Origin of the sequence: uncultured Selenomonas sp., assembly GCF_963528755.1 — a bacterium.
Taxonomy (GTDB): domain Bacteria; phylum Bacillota; class Negativicutes; order Selenomonadales; family Selenomonadaceae; genus Selenomonas.
This window is the reverse complement of sequence record NZ_CAURXA010000005.1, coordinates 208,098-228,847: the sequence shown is the minus strand read 5'-3', so window position 1 is coordinate 228,847 and position 20,750 is coordinate 208,098. Positions and strand designations below refer to the sequence as shown.

Sequence of the window (20,750 nt, the reverse complement as noted above, 5' to 3'; positions counted from 1 at the left end):
CGTTTCACCTATAGCAGTACAATTTTATTATAGTTGTCCTGCAATGTCAAATCATTTTCCCTGCCGAAAATACGTTTGCTTTCTGCATCCTGCAGTGATTCATTCCGCATTCAGCCCGAAGAGGGCGCGCGCGAAATCCTTGGCGATAAACGGGCGCAGATCGTCGACTCCCTCGCCGACGCCAATCCATTTCACCGGCATGGAAAGCTCCGATTTCAGGCCGATGATGACACCGCCCTTCGCCGTTCCGTCGAGCTTCGTCAGAACGATGCCCGTGATTGCCGCCGCTTTTTGGAAAAGATCTGCCTGACTGATCGCATTCTGCCCCGTCGTCGCATCGAGGACGAGCAGCGTCTCATGCGGCGCCTCAGCAATCTCGCGCCGGATCACGCGGTTGATCTTCTTCAGCTCTTCCATCAGGTTCGATTTCGTATGCAGACGCCCCGCCGTATCAATGATCAAGACGTCGATGCTGCGCGCCCTCGCCGCCTTGACCGCATCGAAGGCGACGGCGGCAGGATCGGAGCCTTCCTCGTGGCGAATGACAGGAACACTCGTGCGATCGCCCCAAATCTGCAGCTGATCGATAGCGGCAGCGCGGAAGGTGTCGGCGGCAGCGAGCATGACGGACTTGCCTTGCTCCTTATAGTAGGCGGCGAGCTTGCCGATCGTCGTCGTCTTGCCGACGCCGTTGACGCCGATGACGAGGAGCACCGTAGGCCCTGCGGAAGCGATCCGCGTTTCGTCCGAACCTGTTGAAAGGATTTCGGAAATCTTCTCAGCGAGGAAGGGCTTCAAATCTTCCGGCGTATTGATGTCTTTCTTCTTGATGCCCTTTCGCACATCTGCCATGAGTCTTTCTGTCGTCTTCACGCCGACATCGGACATGATCAGAGTTTCCTCCAGCTCATCGAGCAGATCGTCATCGATATCCGCATAGCCGATGATGAGTTTTTCAATCTTGTTCGTAAAGGTCTCGCGCGTCTTGGCAAGCCCCTTTTTCAATCGGTCAAAAAATCCCATAATACCTCCAAATTATCAACGTGCTCCCTCAAATCGCTTCGTCGAGGCGCACGGAAAGAACGCGCGACACGCCCGCATCCTCGATGGTGATGCCGTACATGAAATCAGCTGCTTCCATCGTCCCTTTTCGGTGCGTGACGACGATGAACTGCGTATTTTCAGCAAATTCACCGAGGAACTTGCCGAAACGAGCGACATTCGCCTCATCGAGCGGCGCATCGATCTCATCGAGCACGGAAAACGGCGCGGGACGGTAGCGCAAAAAGGAAAAGAGCAGTGCGATGACCGTCAGGGCACGCTCACCACCCGAGAGCACGGAGAGATTCTGGCGCTTCTTCGTCGGCAGCTGCACCTCGATTTCCACACCAGCATGGAGCACATCCTTCTCATCGGTCAGAAAAAGCTCCGCCTTGCCGCCGCCGAAGAGGCGCACGAAGATGTCGGCAAAATAGCCGCGAATCTCTTCGAACGCCGCCTTGAACTGGCGCGTCATCGTCACGTCCATCTCATGAATCATCGCCATGAGATTTTCGCGCGCTGCTTCGAGATCCGCCGCCTGCTTGCCCATGAACGCATGACGCTCCACAAGCTCTTCATGCTCGCGTATGGCGTTGGGATTGACGGGGCCGAGTTCCGCGAGCGCACGGGAGATGTCCTGCATCTTCTTCTTAAGCTCCGTGCCCGTCAGATCGAGCGCCTCTTCCGCTGCCGTTTCCCATGTATGCCCATACTGCTCCAAAAGCTCCGCCTGCACCTGCTCAATCTTCACATGCACCTCGGCGGCAGCAATTTCCATTTGATGCAGCTTGCCCTGCATCTCTGAGAGTCGCTGTCCTGCTGCCCTCGCCGCCTTGTCATTCTCTTGGTTTTCCGCATGACGTTCGAGCTTTTCCTGATACTGCTTGTCGTAGGCGGCTTTTCCCTCGGCATGCTTTTCCTGCCAGGCGGCAACCCGCGCGGCGATTTCCTCGCGCTTCGTGCCGCCGTTGCTCTGTTCTTCATCCAACGCAATTTCTTCCTCGCGCGTTTTTTCCGCCTGCTCCTTCGCTCTCGTCTCTTCCTTCTCTTTTAGGAGCGCCTGCTCACGCGCACGGATTTTCTCCTGCTCAAGGACGGCGCGCTTTAGCTCCCGCTCGTTGATATACTTGCTGAGGTCATCAGCATCCTGCTCAAGATCGTCGAGCTCTTCCTCGCTCTCCTTTGTCTCCCGCTCCATCTTCTCGTACAGGCGGCGCGCGGCCTTCGCCTGCTGCACGGCGTCATTCTTCTTCGCCTGCGCCTTGGAAAAGGTCATTTCAGCCTCTTCTGCAAGCTTCTTGAGCGTCTCTCTCGCCTTTTCCTTCTCTTTTCGCGCCTCGGCGATGCGTTCATCCTTGACGCGCAGTTCCGCTGCATACACATCCTTTTGCTGCAAAGAGCGGGCAATAAATTCCAGCACCTCGGCCATTTCCTTCGCCGCCTTGTCAAAAAGCGTGCGCTCTTTCAAAAGCGCAGCAAGCTTTTCTTCCGCGTCCCGCACGCTCTTTTCCAAGCGCTCGATCTCACCGCCGCGATTGAGAAAGCTCGTCTCCTGCCCTTGCCTGCCGCCGCCCGAAAGCGAGCCGCCGGGATTCAGCAACTCGCCGTCAAGCGTCACGATGCGCAGCCGCCACCCCATCTTCTTCTCGATGGCAAGACCGTGATCGAGCGTATCGACGACGAGCGTGCGGGCCAGCAGAAAGTCCACGACTTTCCGGTACTTCGCATCCGCACCGACCAGCTCATTGGCAAAGCCTATGGCGCCCGCTTCCCTCTTCGCCGCTTCATCCTGCGAGCGGCGCACGACGAGCGTCGAAAGCGGCAGGAACGTCACGCGTCCCAAACGTGCGCGTTTCAGAAAGGCGATGGCGGCCTTCGCTGTATCCGTATCCTCCGTCACGATGTTCTGCAGACTGCTGCCCAAGGCGACATCGACGGCGCGGATGTACTCATGCGGCACGGAAACAAGCTCGGCGACAGCGCCCGCGACGCCCTTCTGCCAAGGTTCCTTCGCCTGCAGTACAGCCTTCGGTGCGCGCGCGAAACCTTCGTACGACGCCTGCATGTTGCGCAGGAACTTGAGCTTGTTCTCATCGGCGTGCAGCTCTTCTTTCGTACGATTCTCCGCATGAAGCAGCGTGCGGAGCTTCTCGTCCAAATGCTCCTTCTCTTGCGTCTTCTTCGTGCGTTCTTCTTCGAGTGTTCTGCGCTCTTCTTCGAGCCGGCGTCGCTCTTCGCCGATTGCCTTCGCCTCAGTCGTCAGAGCGTCAACTGCCGCTGTCGCTCTTTCCAGCTCATCGGCACGTTCCGTGCCGCTCGTCGAATACCGTTCCAACTCATGCTCAATGAGCAGAAGCTCATTTTCCCGCGCGAGCATGTCGCGCTGCGCCGCATCCTTCTTGTCCGCGAGCGTGCGATGCTTCTCCTTGACCTCGCGCAGCTTCTCGCCCAGAGCCTTGAGCGAGCCGCGATCCTTCGCTATGGCGTCATCAATCGCCGCATGCTTCTCAAGAAGTTCCTTCTCGACAGCAAAGAGCCGCTGCTTCTCAGCAGCAGCTTCTCCGGCAGTGCTCTCGAAATCCGCACGCTGTTGGAGGAGACGCGCCTTCAAGGCGTCATGCTGATGTGCTCGCTCCTCCAAGATGGCGATTTCGCTGTTTGCCTGCTCGATCTGCGTCCTCAGCGCGTTGTTCTTCTCCGCCTGCTCCTGCAGTTTTTCTTCCAGAACGAGGATCGCCTGATCGAGTTCTTCCTTCTTCACATCCAGCAAGCGCACCTGCGTCTCGGCAGCCAGAGCCTCATCGCGCATCGCCTCGATCTTGCCCGCGCTGTCTGCACGCTCTTTCTTGAGCTGACCCTCACGCTGGAAAAGTTCCGTCAAGGCGCAGCGCCTGTAGACCGTCTGCAGCTCATCGTGGCGGCGCGTCTTCTCTGCGCTCTCGGCAAGCGGTTCGAGCTGCCCTTCGATCTCCTGCATGATGTCGCTGACGCGCACGAGATTCCCCTGCATGTCTTCCAGCTTTCGCATCGACTCGCGCTTGCGGTTGCGGTACTTCGTGATGCCCGCCGTTTCTTCAAAATAAAGGCGGCGCTCCTCAGGCTTGCTGTTCAGGATCTCATCGATGCGGTTCTGACCGATGACGCTCATGCCATCGCGCCCGAGTCCCGTATCGGCGAAAAGGTTGCTGATATCCTTCAGGCGACAGCGCGATTTATTGATGAAGAACTCGCTCTCACCCGAGCGGAAAAGACGGCGCGTCACGACGACTTCATGGTAATCAACGGGCATATCCCCTTCATTTTCAAAGAAGAGAGAGACTTCTGCAACGCCCATGGCACGCCGCGTCGCACTGCCCGTAAAGATGATGTCCTCGGCCTTCGAACCGCGCAGGGCGCGCACATTCTGCTCGCCGAGCACCCAGCGCACCGCATCTGTGACGTTGCTCTTGCCGCTGCCGTTCGGCCCGACAATCGCCGTAACGCCCGCATGGAACTCGATCTCGATTTTATCGGCAAACGATTTGAAGCCGTAGGCTTCGAGGCGTTTCAACTGCAAAACTTTTTCACCAGCCCATATTTCTTACATCGCCTCACTGGCGAAAACGTTCCCTGAACTCATCCGTCGTCGTGTACTCCTCCATGAAGGAAACGACCTTGCGCCCCGTCTCGCTCAGGCGCTTCTGCGGACTCCAGAAAAGATTGACCTGGATTTCCATTTCCGGCACAAGGGGACGACGTGCAAAGATCGTCTCGCTGCGCGTCACAAAATCCGGCAAAATCGATATGCCGAGGCTGTTCGCGACGAGCTGTTTGATCGTCTTGAGCTGCGACGTACAAAGCAAAATCTCGGGCGTAAAACCGTTTTCCACGCAACTGCGATAGACCGTATCGTATTGATACGTATTCGGCTGCTGCATGATGAACTTCTCCCGACGGAGATCGGCGACGGCCACATGCTCACGCGCTGTCAGCGGATGGTCGAGCGGCAGACACAGTTCCATCTTATCCTTGAGCACAGCCATCTCATTGCGGTGCGTCTTAACTGCGGGCGCAAGAACGACACCGAAGTCGAGAAGCCCTTCCTCCACCTTCGCCCTGACCTCGACGGAATCGACGTATTCGCAAACATCGAGATTGATGTCGGGATGTGCCGCCATAAACTTCGTAAAAAAGTCCGGAAAAAGATACGCCTCAAGCATCGGCGGCAGACCGAAGTGAACCGTCCGCCTGGCATCGGGGCGAAAGCGCAGCATATCCTGCTCCGCACGTTCGACCGCCTGCATGATCTCCTCCGCATGAAGCAGAAACGCCCTTCCCTCCATCGTCAAAGACACACGCTTCTGCCGACGATCAACGAGCATCAGACCAATCTCGGACTCCAACGATTTGATCGCCTTCGTGACAGACGGCTGGGAAACGTGGAGAGCCTCCGCCGTGCGCGTGAAGTTTTCGAGATGGGCGAGCGTGCAAAAATATTCCAATTGTCGAATTTCCAAGCTATTCCCTCCTCCAGTTCTCACTAGGTATTATACCATAACTGTGAGGAATCTTATAGAGAAAATTCCATAGGAAACGACACGTCGTCATTAAAATCCTGACACGACATTTACCGCACGAGCGAAACAGGCGACAGCACCTGCGCTCCTTGACTGTTCGTAAAGATGTCGGCGCGCACGCCGAAGACCTCAGCGAGCATCGCGACGTTCAGCACATCGTGCGGCGTTCCCGTGCTGAAAATCTGCCGATCCTTGATGACGGCGATCTCGTCCGCATACTGCAAAGCATGGTTGATGTCATGCAGCACCATGATGACGGTCATCGCATGCTCTCGATTGAGCCGCTTGATGATTTCCATGACTTCAAGCTGATGCGCAATGTCGAGGTATGTCGTCGGCTCATCGAGCAGCAGGTATTCGGGCTGGCGAGCCAGCGCCATGGCGATCCAGGCGCGCTGACGTTCGCCGCCCGAAAGCGACATGACCTGACGGGTGCGCATCGCTTCCAGCCGCGTCTCGGCCAGCGCCTGTGCGACAGCCTCGCGATCCTCCTTCGAGCGGCTGATCGTGCGCCAGCTGCGGTACGGGTAGCGGCCATAGTCGACGAGAGCCTCCACCGTGAGATCAGGCGGAGCGGCAAGTCCCTGCGGCAGGATGGCGAGGCGCTTCGCCAACGATTTTCGAGGGATGGCATGGATGTCCGTACCGTCCAGCAGCACCTCACCCTCATACTTGGGATTCAAGGCGGCAAGCACGCGCAGAAGCGTCGACTTTCCCGCGCCGTTCGGGCCGATGATCGCCGTGCGCTTGCCGACGGGAAACTCGACGTTCAGATCGTGCAGGATCGTTTTTCCTGCGAGCGCCACCGAAAGATGGCGAACCGTCACAGACATCAAAGTTCCCTCCTCAACAGAAACAAAAAGAACGGCGCACCGAGGACAGCCATGAGGATGCCGACGGGCAGTTCGACAGGCGCAAACGCCGTGCGTGCGAACGTATCGCTCAAAGTCACGACAGCCGCCCCCAAGAGCGCTGACGCGGGCAGAAGGAAGCGATAGTCCGAGCCGACCAGGAGCCGAGCCGCATGAGGCACGATGAGTCCGACAAAGCCCAAGAGTCCAACGACAGCGACGGCGCTCGCTGCCAGAAGAGCCGCGATCGCCGTGAGCAAAAGGCGCGTGACCTCGACGCGAAGGCCGAGACTCCGCGCAATCTCATCACCCAGGAGCAGGATATTGAGCTTGCGCGAGAAGGCGAGGGCGAGCACGAGACCGACAATCGTATACGGGAAGATCATGTCGACCTGCGGCCAGCTGCGCGCCGACAGACCGCCGACCATCCACATCAAGGCGCCGTGCACGCGGTCACTGTAAAAGATCATCAGGGCGGAGATGCCCGCGCCGAGAAAAGCCGAGACGGCAACGCCCGCCAGGATGATGCGGATCGGGCGGATGCCATTCTTCCATGCGAGCAAGTAGATGGCGACAGCGGCCGCCATCGCGCCGAGGAAGGCGGCAGGCGTCACGAAGGCCTCGTGCCCGGGGAAGACGAGCATGACGAAGATGCCCGCAAGTCCCGCCCCCGACGAGATGCCAATGATGTGCGGGTCGGCGAGGGGATTCTTCATGATCGCCTGCAAAATAGCGCCTGAAAGCGATAAATGGACGCCGACGAGCGCCGCCACGATTGTGCGCGGCAGACGGATATTCATGAGGATCTGCGCGTGTATGCCCTCGGCGCCCTCTGTGAGTGCCTGTCCTATTTCCGCTGCGGGAATTTCGACAGATCCTTTCATGATGCTCAAGACGAAGCCGACGCACGCCAAAGCGGCGAATATCACCACGATGGATATTCGCCGCCTGAAAGCGCTGAATTTTGTTTCTGCAGCCTCCGCACCGCTCATGGAAATACCTCAGGATAGATGAGCTTCGCCATCATCTCGAAGGCTTCAGGATAGTGCAGTCCGGGACTCAGAAGGAAGAGATCCTGCGGCAGGTAATAGAGCTTTCCCTGCTGGATTGCAGGAATGCTCTGCCACGCGGGACTTTCAGCGATCGTCTTTTCCATATTTTTCTTAATCTCGTCCATCTTGCCCATGCTCGTGACAAAGATGATGTCCGGATTCTGCTCGACGAGAGTTTCCATGCTGTATGGTGCAGCATCAGGATTCTTCTCCAGCGGCGTCATCCCGCTCGCCACATTCTCCCAGCCGAGCAGCTTGACGATGGAGCCTGCGATACTTCCGTCGAGCTGCACGCTCAAGCCCTGCGACGTGCTGTGCAGGATGGCGACACGCTTCTTCTCCTTTGGCACGCGTGCAAGGACGCCTTGAATCTTCTCGTCCATTTCCTTGATAAGCGTCTCGCCCTTCTCCTTTTCTCCTGTGACCTGCGCAAAAATCCTGACCTCGCGCTTCACGTCCTCGTAGCTTTTCATGTCGATGACGATGGACGGAATCCCATTTGCCTCAAGCGTCGACAGGAGCTTTTCGTTCATGCCCTTGTTGACGATGACGAGATCAGGCTGACAAGCGAGCACCTTTTCCACATCGATCTGGTAGACCTCGCCAACGCTTGCCTTATCCTTGGCATAATCGGGCATCTTCGTCTTGGAATCCGGCCGGCCAACAACATCGCCGCCCACGGCATGAAGTGGCTCAAGGAACGACGCCGACAGCACGACGATGCGCTGGGGCTTCTTTCTAAGTACGACCTCGCGCCCCATATCGTCCTTGATTACGGCAAAATTTGCGCCCTGCTCCGTCTTCGCCGCTTCCTTCGCGCCGCAGCCGGCAAGAAGCGCAAGCATCACGACCAAAAGGGAAAGAGCGCATGCCCTATAAAAATTTCCGCACATGTTCAAGACCTCCTTCAAGCATTGCGTCGCGTCAGAATCGTCGACAGGTAATTGACCTTCTTATCCTTCTGCGCCTCGATATCATCGATGCGTTCCTCATCGGGCAGGCCGCAGCGGCTCACCATCACGGCATCCTTCGCCAAGCCGCTTTCGCTGAGCATATCAGCGATTTCGGGGAAGTTCTTGTATACCTTCATCAGGACAGCATTGTCCGTCACAGGCAGGATCTTGGCAATCTTCTCGAGCGAAGCCGTCGCCGGAATGATGGAAAGAATATCGTTGCCCTCGACGATCGGATAGCCGAGCTTGCTGCCGATGGCGCAGAACGCCGGAATCCCCGGAATCGTCTCGATCGTCACCGCCTCATGCTCAAGCAGACGATAGACATAGATGTAAGTGCTGTAAAACATCGGATCACCCAAGGTCAGGAACGCCACATTCTTTCCCGCCTCCAGGAGTGCGAGAATCTCTGCCTTGTTCTCCTCCCAGGCTTTCGTGGACTCGGCAAAATTCGCAACCATCGGAAAGACCTGATAGACGATCTCGATATCCTTCTTCAAGTAAGGACGCGCGATGGAAAGCGCGACGCTGCCGTCCTTCTTCTCCGTCTTAGGCGCGATGAGCACATCCGCCTTCTCCATCGCACGAATTGCCTTGACCGTCAAAAGCTCTGGGTCACCCGGTCCCACGCCAATGCCGAAAAATGTTCCTTTCATACCGTACCTCCTATTGCTTTCACAAAAGAACCGCCCGAGCGGGCACAACTGCACCAGCTTCGAGCGGTTCATATTCGCCTCTGGGGCAATTCCCTCTCGCCATTATATACCATTCCTTCAAGGAATGGCAAGGTCATGTTTAGGAGACTGCAGAGGCATCACAAACATTCATCCTTCGCTTATTTCGGCTCTTCCAAAAGAGCGAGCAATTCGTCGTAGTCCTTCTTCAGCTTGTAGTATTCATCGGCAATCTGCAGGGCGGCGAGCACACCGATCTTCGTGCCCGAGAAACTGCGGGTCTTTTTGGCGACATCACGCATGTTGTCATCCACGAGCTTGGCAAGCTGGCGCACATAGTCGGCAGGTTCATCGCTCTTGAGCGGATACACTTCGCCGAATATCTCCACGACTACCTTCTTCTTTTCCATTGTTTCACCCGCTGTCTCTTCAGGCGCGAAGCTCAGCGCCGCATTCTTTTTGGAGCGCCGCCAAGATCTTCGCTACGGCTTCGTCGGCTTCTTCGTCCTTCAATGTCTTGTCCGCCGACTGGAAGTCGACGCTGAATGCCATGCTCTTCTTTCCCTCGGCGACCTGCTCGCCCGTGTAAACGTCGAAGAGGTGCAGATCCTTGAAGAACTTGCCCGCACTCTTTTCGATGGTGCGTGCGAGTCGCGCCGCATCCGTCTGCTCGTCGACGAGCAGTGCGAGGTCGCGCGAGATCGCGGGGAAGCGCGGCAGCGGCTCATAGCGGAAGTTCTTCGCGCGATACTTGAGCAAGGTCTCGACGTCCATCTCAAAGATGTATGCCTTCTTGTGGATGCCGAGCGCTTTCAGGACGGTGGGATGCACCTCACCGAGCACGGCGATGACCTCCCTGCCCTTCTTGAAGAATGCCGTCTTCCCCGGATGCAGCGCGAAGTGTTCGCCGCTTTCCACCGTATAGTTGGCAATGGAAAGGCGTGCGAGGAGTTCTTCCACGACGCCCTTGACGTCGTAGAAGTCGACGGCTTCATTGTCCTGATTCCAGCCGATCGGATGACGCCTGCCTGCAAGAAGCCCTGCGAGCTTCATGATTTCCTCGGGCTGCTCCGTCACGGGCAATTCCTTCGGCACGAAGATCGGCGCGACCTCGAAGAGGCGCAGATCTTCGTTCTTGCGCGAGAAGTTGCGCTGTGCGTTTTCCAAGAGACTTGAAAGGAGCGTCGTGCGCACGAGCGGATATTCGTCCGTCAGCGGATTCATGATGGGCACGGCGCGGCGCAGGGCGCTCGCCTGCGGCACCTGCATCTTGTCGAACATGCTCGGATGCGTGAAGCTGAAGGACACGGTTTCCGTCATGCCGAGTCCTGTGAGAATCTCCTTGATGCGGCCGATGAATGCGAGCCGCTCGCTCTGGCGTCCCTGCACGGCTTCGCCGCGCGGGCGCGTCGCGGCAATCTTGTCGTAGCCGTGGATGCGCGCGACTTCTTCAGAGATGTCCTCCATCAAGGTCACATCGCTGCGCCACGAGGGCACGCCTGCGATGTACGAGCTGCCCTCCTCGCGCACGACGAAGCCAAGTTTTTCGAGGATGCGCTTCATCTCCGCACCTTCAATCTCCGTGCCGAGACGCGCATTGACCGCCGCCGCAGTGAAAGTGACTTCCACAGGCGCCTTGGGCGTCGGATATACGTCGACAACGCCCGAGGCAACCGTGCAGGCGCCCATCTGCTGCAGGAGCTGCGCTGCACGATCAAGCGCACGCACCGTATGCGCGACGTCGACGCCGCGCTCGAAGCGCCCCGACGCCTCGGAACGAAGGCCGAGGGCGCGACTCGTGCGGCGGATGCTCGCGCCGTTGAACGCGGCAGCCTCCAAGACGACGGTCTGCGTCGCGTCGGTGACTTCCGATTCCAGACCGCCCATGACGCCGGCAAGACCCGCAGCCTTTTCCGCATCGGCAATGACGAGTTCCGTTCCCTTGGCGCGGCGCGAGGAATCGTCGAGCGTATGAAGCTCCTCGTCTTTTGCCGCAAGCCGCGCCGTGAGCTTCTTCCCCGCGATCTGCGCCCAATCGTAGGCGTGCATTGGCTGGCCGAGTTCCAACATGACGAAGTTCGTGACGTCGACGACATTGTTGATGGCGCGGATGCCTGCATCTTCCAGCCGCTTCGCCATCCATGCGGGCGACGGCGCGATCTTGACGTTCTGCAGGACGCGCGCGGAGAAGCGACTGCAAAGCTCGGGCGCCGCTATGCCGATCTCGATGAGGTCAGAAGCCTTGACGGAGGCGTCTTCTTCGACGCGAATCTCAGGGAACTTCGCCTCGCCTCCCGTGAGCACGGCGGCTTCGCGCACAAGCCCCAAGACGCTGAAGCAGTCGCCGCGGTTCGCCGTGAGCTCGAATTCCAGGACGACGCCGTCGAGTCCCAAGACCTTGCTCGCCGGAATCCCTACGGGTGTATCGGGCGGCAGGATGTAGATGCCGTTCTTTTGCTCCTCTGTCAGCTTCGATTCATCGAGCTTCAGTTCGCCGGCGGAGCAAAGCATGCCGTTCGACACGATGCCGCGCAGTTTGCCCTTCGCAATCTTCAAACCGTTCGGCAGATGCGCGCCGACGAGCGCGACGGGAACGATGTCGCCTTCATGCACGTTGTCCGCGCCCGTCTGAATCGTGACGAGTTCCTTTTGCCCGACATTCATCTGGCAGACGAGAAGATGGTCGGAGTCGGGATTCGGTTCAAGCTTTTCGATGCGTCCCGTGACGACCTTGTCCAGTCCGCTGTCCGCACGCACGACATTCTCCACGGGCACGCCCGCCATCGTGTATTTGTCGGCGAGTTCTTCCGCCGTCTCCTTGAAGTCTATATAGTCATGAAGCCATTCGATCGATACCTGCATGAAACTTTTCCTCCCCCTCAGAACTGATGCAAGAAACGCACATCGTTGTCATAGAAGAGCCGCAGATCGTCGATGCCGTAGGAAAGCATGGCGATGCGCTCGACCCCCATGCCGAAGGCGAAACCCGTGACCTTCTCAGGATCGTAGCCGCTCATCTTGAGGACGTTCGGATGCACCATGCCCGCACCGAGGATCTCCAGCCAGCCCGTGCCCTTGCAGACGCGGCAGCCCTCGCCGTGGCACATGACGCACGAGATGTCAACCTCCGTGCTCGGCTCGGTGAACGGGAAGAAGCTCGGACGAAAGCGCACGCGAGCCTTTTCATCGAAAATCTGACGCAGGAAGTCTTCGAGCGTTCCCTTGAGGTCGGAGAAGCGAATGCCCTTGTCGAGAACAAGACCCTCAACCTGCGTGAACATCGGCGAATGCGTCGCGTCGTAATCGTCGCGGCGATAGACCCTGCCGGGAGCGATCATGCGGATCGGCGAATTCGGCTCGTGCGCCTGCATCGTGCGCGCCTGCACGGGAGAGGTGTGCGTGCGCATGAGGATGTCCTCTGTGATGTAGAAGGAATCCTGCATATCGCGCGCCGGATGATCCTTCGGCAGGTTCAGCGCCTCGAAATTGTAGTGGTCACGCTCGATTTCCGGCCCCTCTTCGACGCTGTAGCCCATCGCCATGAAGATGCTCTTGATGCGCTCCATCGTGACCGTCAGAGGATGCAGATGCCCCAGAGGCGCGCGCCGCCCAGGAAGCGTCACGTCGATCTTCTCGCCTGCAAGCTTTGCGACAAGCGCCTCTTCGGCAAGCGCCGCACGCTTCTTCTCCAACGCGCTTTCGATCGCCGCGCGTGCCTCATTGACGATCTGCCCGAGACGCGGCCTCTCCGCAGGGTCGAGCTTTCCCATGCCGCGCTGGATCGCCGTCAGTTCGCCCTTCTTGCCGAACACCTTGACGCGGATGCCGTCAAGATCTGCGAGTGTCACGCCCGCCGCTTCGATGGCTGCGACGGCGTCCTCGCGAATCTTTGCTATCTTGCCTTCCATAGATGAAATGACCTCCCAAACTGCAAAACGGCAAAGCAAAAACCTCCGCCCCCGCCAAGGGGCGAAGGTTCGTGTCGCCACCCCAAGCACTTCGAGGCATTGCGCCCAGCCGTTCATTATTGTTGCAATACCGATAAAAGTATATTACAGAAGGGAAGAAAAGGCAAATCTTTTACGGAAATTCGCCAGAAAGGCTAGAAATATGGTATACTATACGCTAAACGGAAAAATTATGAGCAAAGGAGCATGAAAAAAATATGCTATTAACCCGTAATTGCGTGGAGCTTCTCGCACCGGCTGGCACCTGGGATGCCCTCGTCGCCGCCGTCGAGGCGGGCGCGGATGCCGTCTATCTGGGCGGCAAGCACTTCAACATGCGCATGCACCACGGCGATACGAATTTCGACAACGAAATGCTGAAAAAAGCCGTCGACTTTACGCACGAGCACGGCGTCAAGCTCTATATCACATTGAACAATCTCATTAGCGAGGAAGAACTTCCCGCCCTGCGCGAATATCTGCTCTACCTGCAGGAGATCCGCCCCGACGCGATCCTCGTGCAAGACTTCGCCGTACTTGATCTGAAAAAGGAACTGGGCATCGACATCCCGCTGCACACCTCGGTCATGATGAACACGCACAACGAGGCAGCGATTGAAAAACTCAAGGAATACGGCATCACGCGCATCGTCGTCGGGCGCGAGATGACGCTCTCTGAACTGAGCCTCTTCAAGGAACGTACGGGGCTCGAAGTCGAATACTTCATGCACGGCGACATGTGCATGTCCGAGAGCGGCCAGTGCATCCATTCAGGCGTGCTCTTCGGTCAGAGCGGCAATCGTGGCCGCTGTCTGAAGCCCTGCCGCTGGGCGTATGAACTGATCGACGAAGAAACGGGCGAGGTCTTGGACGCCGAGAGCGAAGGCCCGTACAAGCTCGCCTTGAAGGACATGTGCATGTATCGCAACATCCCCGAGCTCATTCAGGCAGGCGTTCACTCCTTCAAGATCGAGGGACGCATGCGCCCGGCGGAGTTCATCCGCCGCATCGTGCGCACCTACCGCAAGGCGATCGACAGCTACATTGCCGATCCTTTCGGCTACCAGGTCGACGAGGCGGGCTGGCATGACCTCTTCGACAACCGTGCGCGCGACTTCACGACGACGTTCGCCTTAGGTCCGACGACGGCACGCGACATCGGCTTTGACGGCACGCGCGAACCTCGCTTCTTCAGCGAGGCCGTGAAGGAGCCGGGCTTCCAGGACGACATTCTGAAGGCGGAGCGCCCCATCGCACGCGAGAATGCGCCCCATCACCGCCTCTCGGTACGCGTCGGCGACATCGAAGGCGCACGCGCCGCCATCGAGAGCGGCGCCGATGCCGTCTACGTCGGCGGCGAGGCATTCCGCCCCCAGAAGCCGTGGCGGCTCACGGACATCGAATCCGTCATCGAAACGGCGAATGAATCGGGCGCAAAGGTCTTCGTCAATACGCCGCGCACGACGATGCGCCGCGAGTGCGGCGAGCTTGAGCAATTCTTCGCGGCGCTTGAACGCCTACAGCCCGCAGGCGTTCTCGTCAGCAACCTCGGCTCCCTGCGTCTCGCCCAGACGATCACAAACCTGCCCGTACAGGCTGATCTCTCGTTCAACCTTTTCAACCATCTCGCCGCAAAATTCCTCAAGGAAAACGGTCTTGCCATGGCGGCATCCTCCTTCGAACTTTCCTTCGAGCAGCTTAGATGTCTCGTCGAAGCCTCGGAGCTTCCCATCGAAACGGTCGTGCACGGCTCTTACGAATCCATGATCCTCGATCACAATCTGCCCGAGATGTCCTTGGGCAACTACGACCCGCTGAAGAATCCCGAATTTCTCGATCGCCGCTATGCACTGCGCGACAGGGCGGGCGAGGTTCATTCCATCCGCATCGACCAGTTCGGGCGCAACCACCTCTACTTCGCGAAGGATCTGTGTCTTTATCCGTACCTTGAGAAGTTCAACGGCATCGCCTCCTACCGCATTGAGGCGCAGGACTACGCGCCTGCGCTTATCGCTCTCGTCACGAAAACGTACCGCGAGGCGCTCGATGCGCTCTCACGCGGGGAAAAGGCCTTCGATGAATCCGCGCTCGCCGCACTCGCCGCGAAGAGTCCGCGCGCTTTCGGTCTCGGCATCTACCGTTTCCGCGAGTCGAAGGATTCGATCTAAAAAAGCGCGGATGAATCCAACACTCATTTCATCCACGCTCCCCTAAGGAGGTCATTATTTGAAAGAATACATCGGCGCTGAAGCCATCCTCGAAAAGAAGAAGAAGTACATCATGCCCTGTCTCGGCCACTTCTACCGTGAGCCGCGCCAAATCGTGCGCGGCTCCATGCAGTACCTTTTCGACAGCGAGGGCAGAAAGTATCTCGACTGTTTCGCGGGTGTTTCCGTCATCAACTGCGGCCACTGTAATCCCGAGATTACGGAAAAGGTCACAAAACAGGTCGAAACATTGCAGCATGTCTGCAACATCTACTTGACGGAGAACTTCGTGAACCTCGCCGAAAAACTCGCCGAGGTCACGCCCGGCGACCTGCAGAAGAGCTTCTTTTGCTCGACGGGCACAGAAGCGACGGAGGGCGCAGCGCTGCTCGCGACCATTCACACGGGAAGCAGCGAGTTCATCGCACTCCGAAATGGTCTGCACGGGCGCACAAAGCTCACGATGAGCCTTACGGGCATCGGCATGTGGCGCACCGATCCGAACCCTGTAGGCGGCATACAGTTTGCACCGAATCCTTACTGCTACCGCTGTCCGCTCGGCAAGACCCATCCCGAATGCGGCCTTGCCTGCGCCGATGAGGTCGAGACGATCATTCGGACGGCGACGAGCGGCAGGCCCGCCGCCTTCATCGCCGAGAGCATTCAGGGCAACGCCGGTATCATCGTGCCACCTGAAGGCTACTTCCAGCGCGTCAAAGAAATCATCTCAGCCTACGGCGGTCTCTTCATCGCGGACGAGGTACAGACGGGATTTGCTCGCACGGGCAGGATGTTCGCCATCGAGCACTCGGGCGTCGTGCCCGACATCATGTGCGTCGCCAAGGCGCTCGGCAACGGGCAGCCCATCTCCGCCTTCATCGCGAGCGCCAAGGTTGCCGATAGCTACACGAAGCCCGGCGCCTCGACCTTGGGCGGCAACCCCGTTTCAAGCACGGCCGGACTCGCTGTCCTCAACTACATCGAGGAGCATCGCCTCGCCGAAAATGCTGAGGCGCGCGGCAAACAATTGCGCAAGGGACTCGCCGAGATCCAGAAACGCCACCCGATCATCGGCGACATCCGCGGCCTCGGCCTCATGACGGGCGCAGAATTCGTCCACAGCGACAAGAGTCCCGCCCCCGAAGAGCTGGACATGGTGCTCGAAGAACTTAAAGATCGCGGCTTCATCGTCGGCAAGAACGGCGTCGCCAGAAACGTCATGGCGTTCCAGCCGCCGCTCATCATCACGGACGAGAATATCAACGACGTGCTCGACGCCCTTGAGCAAGTGTTGGTGAAGTTCAAGCTGTAAAAACAGCAGTTTTCCACATAAAAAATCCCGCGAGTGCCAAAACTCGCGGGATTTTTTTACAGGAAAATCGCTCTCAAGCGCCGATATTTTCTTCTGTCGCTTTGTCTTCCTTCTCTTCGACAGCTTCTTCCGCATTGAGCGTCGGCTCTTCCGTCAACGTCTCCTCGGACTCAGCCTCCATTTCCTCGCCGTCGCCTTCGGGCGGCTCGGGAACGGGCGGATTCGGATCAACGACCGCGATGTTACGATAGCGTCCCATGCCCGTTCCTGCAGGAATCAGCTTGCCGATGATGACATTTTCCTTCAGACCGATCAGAGGATCGACCTTGCCCTTGATGGCAGCGTCCGTGAGAACACGCGTCGTTTCCTGGAAGGAGGCTGCCGACAGGAAGGAATCCGTCGCGAGCGACGCCTTCGTGATACCGAGGAGAATCGGCTTCGCGACGGCAGGCTCGCCGTCGGCCTCGATGGCGATGGCATTCGCCGCTTCAAAGGAATTGATGTCGACGTATTCGCCGGGCAAGAAGCTCGTCGTTCCCGCCTCCTCGATCTTCACCTTGTGCAACATCTGGCGTACCATGACCTCGATGTGCTTGTCGTTGATCTCAACGCCCTGCGACTTGTAGACCTTCTGCACCTCATAGACAAGGTAGCGCTGCGTGTCGCGCAGACCGCAGACGCGCAGGATGTCGTGCGGATTGATCGATCCCTCCGTCAGGCGGTCACCCGGCATGAGATGGTCGCCGTCATGCAGGGCGAGGCGTGCGCCGTAGGGAATCGCATACTCGCGCGATTCGCCCGATTCAGGAACGATCAGGAGCTTTCTCATGCCCTTGCCCGTATCCGTGATCTCGACCGTTCCTTCGATCTCAGCGATGATCGCATGGTGCTTGGGCTTTCTCGCTTCGAACAGTTCTTCAACGCGCGGCAGACCCTGCGTGATGTCCTCACCCGCAACGCCGCCCGTATGGAACGTGCGCATCGTGAGCTGCGTGCCTGGCTCGCCAATCGACTGCGCGGCAATCGTGCCGACAGCCTCGCCGACCTCGACCTCCGTCTGGTTCGCGAGATCGCGTCCGTAGCATTTGACGCAGACGCCAAACTGCGATTTGCACGTCAGGACGCTGCGGATGGACACACGCTCGCGCACCGCCGCGATCTTCTTGGCAAGCGCCTCGTCGATCGCATCGTTGAGCGAAGCGACCTTCTCACCCGTCTCGGGATTGAAGATGTCCTCTGCCAGCACGCGGCCTGTGATGCGATCCTCCAACGACTCAATGATGCCGTTGCCCTCCTTGATGGCTTCGACCTCGATGCCGCGCACGTTGTTGTTGCGCACCTTGAGCTCCTTAGCGTCGCTCGCAAGGATGGCCTCGATCTGCGCTTCCGTCAAATCGACGGCGGCAGGAACGATCTCCGTGCCTTCGCTGTCCACGACGGCATAGCGCGTTTCCTTGCCGAGCATTTCGTGAACCATAGCGTGTTTGATCTCCGCACGGCGCGCCTCATCCGGCTCACCAAGAGCGATCTTCTCCGAGACCATCGTGCTGCTGATGATGGCTTCCGAGGTCAGGGAAGAGCCGCGCAGGACGATCTCATGCACATCTTCCTCGGCAAGAAGTTCCAAATCGCCTTCCGTCAGCACCGTGTCCTTCGGCAGCAGCAGTTCATCCGTCGCAGGACTCATGATATCCGCTGCCGTCAGGCGGCCGACAAGCTGCTCGTCAAGGATCTCGATGGCATCCGCCGCCGACTCCGCCAACCTCGCTCGCTCACGCAGCAAGTTGATGCTCTCCACGTCGCAGTCGTCCTCGCGCACGATGACATCCTGTGCGACATCGACGAGGCGGCGCGTAAGGTAGCCCGAGTCCGCCGTGCGAAGCGCCGTATCGGCAAGACCTTTTCTTGCGCCGTGCGAGGAGATGAAGTAATCGGAAACCGTAAGACCTTCGCGGAAGTTCGCCGTGATCGGCAGGTCGATGATCTTGCCCGACGGGTCGGCCATAAGACCACGCATACCAGCGAGCTGGCGCATCTGCTGCTTGTTGCCGCGTGCGCCCGAATCCGCCATCATGAAGATGGGGTTGAAGGCGTCCATGTTGTCCATCATGGCGTCCGTCACATCATCTGTCGCCTGCGTCCAAAGCGCGATGACCTTGTTGTAGCGCTCCTCATCCGTAATGAGACCGCGGCTGAACTGACGCTCGATGCCGTTGACCTGCTTCTTCGTCGCCGCGAGAATGTCCTGCTTCTTCTCGGGCACGATGATGTCGGAAATCGCAACCGTCATGCCCGCAAGACACGCGTAGTGATATCCGAGGTTCTTGACGTCGTCAATGACGACGGCCGTGCGTGCAGCTCCGAAGTGGTCAAAGCAGTTTGCTACGAGCTTGCCGAGCTGCTTCTTGTCCATGCGGATACCGAGGCACCACTGTCCCGTCTCTTCATCCTTGTGGTAATAGCGAAGCTCCTGCGGCAGAATCTCGTTAAAGATCATGCGCCCGAGCGAAGTCTTGACAAGGCCGTATCCCTCGATGCGCGCCTGGATCTCCGCCTGCAGCGCAAGCTCCTGATGCTGGTACATCAGAAGAGCTTCCTCGATGCCCGTGACGATCTTGCCCTCGCCTAGGGCGCCGGGACGCAGGATCGTCAGATAGTAGGAGCCGAGCACCATGTCTTGTGTCGGCACGATGATCGGTCTGCCGTCCTTCGGCGCAAGGATGTGATTCGCAGCGAGCATGAGGATGCGCGCCTCTGCCTGCGCCTCTGCCGACAGTGGTAGATGAATCGCCATCTGGTCGCCGTCGAAGTCCGCATTATACGCCGTGCAGGCGAGCGGATGGAGCTTCAGTGCACGGCCTTCCGTCAGCACAGGCTCAAACGCTTGGATACCGAGACGATGCAGCGTCGGGGCGCGGTTCAGGAGGACCGGATGCTCCTTGATGACCTCTTCGAGCATGTCCCAGACCTCTGGACGTGCGCGCTCAACCATGTGCTTGGCGCTCTTGATGTTCTGTGCGAGAGCGGAACTCACGAGCCTCTTCATGACGAAAGGTTTGAAGAGTTCGAGCGCCATCTCCTTTGGCAGACCGCACTGGTGAAGCTTGAGCTCAGGGCCGACGACGATAACGGAGCGTCCCGAGTAGTCGACGCGCTTGCCGAGAAGGTTCTGACGGAAGCGTCCCTGCTTGCCCTTGAGCATGTCGGAAAGCGACTTCAGCGGGCGATTTCCCGGTCCCGTGACAGGGCGGCCGCGGCGGCCGTTGTCAATCAGGGCGTCGACGGCCTCCTGCAGCATGCGCTTCTCGTTGCGGACGATGATGTCCGGTGCACCGAGATCGAGGAGACGTTTCAATCGGTTGTTGCGGTTGATGACGCGGCGGTAGAGGTCGTTCAGATCGCTCGTCGCAAAGCGTCCGCCGTCAAGCTGCACCATGGGGCGAAGCTCAGGCGGGATGACGGGAACAGCATCGAGGATCATCCACGATGGCTGATTGCCCGATTTGCGGAACGCCTCGACGACCTCCAAGCGGCGAATCGCGCGAATCTTACGCTGTCCGCTGACCTCGCGCAAATCTTTGCGAAGCTCCTCGTTCATCTTGTCGAGATCGAGTTCCACGAGAAGTTCCTTCACGGCCTCAGCACCCATACCGACGCGGAAGGATTCTCCATATTTTGCTCGATTGTCGCGGTACTCGCTCTCCGTCAAGAGCTGCTTCTTGATGAGCGGCGTATCGCCTGGATCAAGGACGATGTAGGAAGCGAAGTAGAGAACCTTTTCCAACGCGCGCGGGGAAATGTCCAAGATGAGTCCCATGCGGCTCGGTATTCCCTTGAAATACCAGATATGGGAAACGGGAGCAGCAAGCTCAATGTGCCCCATGCGCTCGCGGCGCACCTTGGCGCGCGTCACCTCGACGCCGCAGCGGTCGCAGACGACGCCCTTGAAGCGAATCCTCTTGTACTTGCCGCAGTGGCATTCCCAATCGTGCGTCGGTCCGAAGATGCGCTCGCAGAAGAGCCCGTCGCGCTCAGGTTTCAGCGTGCGGTAGTTGATTGTCTCCGGCTTCTTGACCTCACCATAGGACCACTCGCGGATCTTGTCCGGCGATGCCAGACCGATGCGCATCGAGTCAAATTCGTTTACATCCAACAAC

13 protein-coding genes are annotated in these 20,750 nt (G+C 58.5%); 2 read left to right on the top strand and 11 right to left on the bottom strand.

The genetic code is table 11. The annotated features are described in order from the left end of the window. Window positions 1-99 precede the first annotated feature (99 nt). The 10 genes from ftsY to pheS all read right to left on the bottom strand — a co-directional run bounded on the left by ftsY (window position 100) and on the right by pheS (window position 13,035). Entirely contained in the window at window positions 100-1,023 is a 924-nt protein-coding gene (gene ftsY / locus RWS31_RS07805; protein ID WP_314597308.1) for a signal recognition particle-docking protein FtsY, read from the bottom strand. A gap of 28 nt (window positions 1,024-1,051) precedes the next feature. Beyond that, window positions 1,052-4,597: a chromosome segregation protein SMC gene (gene smc, locus RWS31_RS07800; protein WP_314597306.1), complete on the bottom strand. Its 3,546-nt coding sequence runs from the start codon at window positions 4,595-4,597 to the stop codon at window positions 1,052-1,054. A gap of 34 nt (window positions 4,598-4,631) precedes the next feature. Continuing rightward, window positions 4,632-5,537: a LysR family transcriptional regulator gene (locus RWS31_RS07795; RefSeq protein WP_314597304.1), complete on the bottom strand. Its 906-nt coding sequence runs from the start codon at window positions 5,535-5,537 to the stop codon at window positions 4,632-4,634. Window positions 5,538-5,647: 110 nt separating this feature from the next. Beyond that, complete coding sequence (locus tag RWS31_RS07790) at window positions 5,648-6,430, bottom strand: ABC transporter ATP-binding protein (protein WP_314597302.1); 783 nt, start codon at window positions 6,428-6,430, stop codon at window positions 5,648-5,650. Next, on the bottom strand, window positions 6,430-7,440 hold the full coding sequence (locus RWS31_RS07785) for an iron ABC transporter permease (RefSeq protein ID WP_314597300.1): 1,011 nt from the start codon (window positions 7,438-7,440) through the stop codon (window positions 6,430-6,432). The genes RWS31_RS07790 and RWS31_RS07785 overlap by 1 nt, the downstream gene beginning before the upstream one ends. After that, entirely contained in the window at window positions 7,437-8,393 is a 957-nt protein-coding gene (locus RWS31_RS07780) for an ABC transporter substrate-binding protein (RefSeq protein WP_314597298.1), read from the bottom strand. The genes RWS31_RS07785 and RWS31_RS07780 overlap by 4 nt, the downstream gene beginning before the upstream one ends. Before the next feature lie 14 nt (window positions 8,394-8,407). Then, a complete protein-coding gene (cobI, locus tag RWS31_RS07775; protein ID WP_314597296.1) occupies window positions 8,408-9,109 on the bottom strand; it encodes a precorrin-2 C(20)-methyltransferase in 702 nt (233 codons plus the stop codon). A gap of 179 nt (window positions 9,110-9,288) precedes the next feature. After that, on the bottom strand, window positions 9,289-9,537 hold the full coding sequence (locus tag RWS31_RS07770; protein WP_314597294.1) for a cell division protein ZapA: 249 nt from the start codon (window positions 9,535-9,537) through the stop codon (window positions 9,289-9,291). Window positions 9,538-9,556: 19 nt separating this feature from the next. Then, window positions 9,557-11,989 (bottom strand): phenylalanine--tRNA ligase subunit beta, encoded by a 2,433-nt coding sequence (gene pheT / locus RWS31_RS07765; protein WP_314597292.1) that lies wholly within the window; start codon window positions 11,987-11,989, stop codon window positions 9,557-9,559. A 17-nt stretch (window positions 11,990-12,006) separates the two neighbouring features. Continuing rightward, window positions 12,007-13,035 carry a phenylalanine--tRNA ligase subunit alpha gene (pheS, locus tag RWS31_RS07760; protein WP_314597290.1) on the bottom strand — a complete coding sequence of 343 codons (1,029 nt, stop codon included), beginning with the start codon at window positions 13,033-13,035 and terminating at the stop codon, window positions 12,007-12,009. Between the two features lie 257 nt (window positions 13,036-13,292). Here pheS and RWS31_RS07755 point away from each other — a divergent pair, with 257 nt between their 5' ends. Then, the gene (locus tag RWS31_RS07755) at window positions 13,293-15,242 is read left to right on the top strand and encodes a U32 family peptidase (RefSeq protein ID WP_314597288.1); all 1,950 of its coding nucleotides are present in this window, start codon (window positions 13,293-13,295) and stop codon (window positions 15,240-15,242) included. A 112-nt stretch (window positions 15,243-15,354) separates the two neighbouring features. Beyond that, window positions 15,355-16,593, top strand: a complete 1,239-nt coding sequence (locus RWS31_RS07750) for an aspartate aminotransferase family protein (RefSeq protein WP_314597353.1) — start codon at window positions 15,355-15,357, stop codon at window positions 16,591-16,593. Window positions 16,594-16,666: 73 nt separating this feature from the next. On the opposite strand, the gene rpoC is transcribed toward RWS31_RS07750, so the two are convergent. Next, complete coding sequence (gene rpoC, locus RWS31_RS07745) at window positions 16,667-20,749, bottom strand: DNA-directed RNA polymerase subunit beta' (protein ID WP_314597286.1); 4,083 nt, start codon at window positions 20,747-20,749, stop codon at window positions 16,667-16,669. Between the last annotated feature and the right edge of the window lies 1 nt (window position 20,750).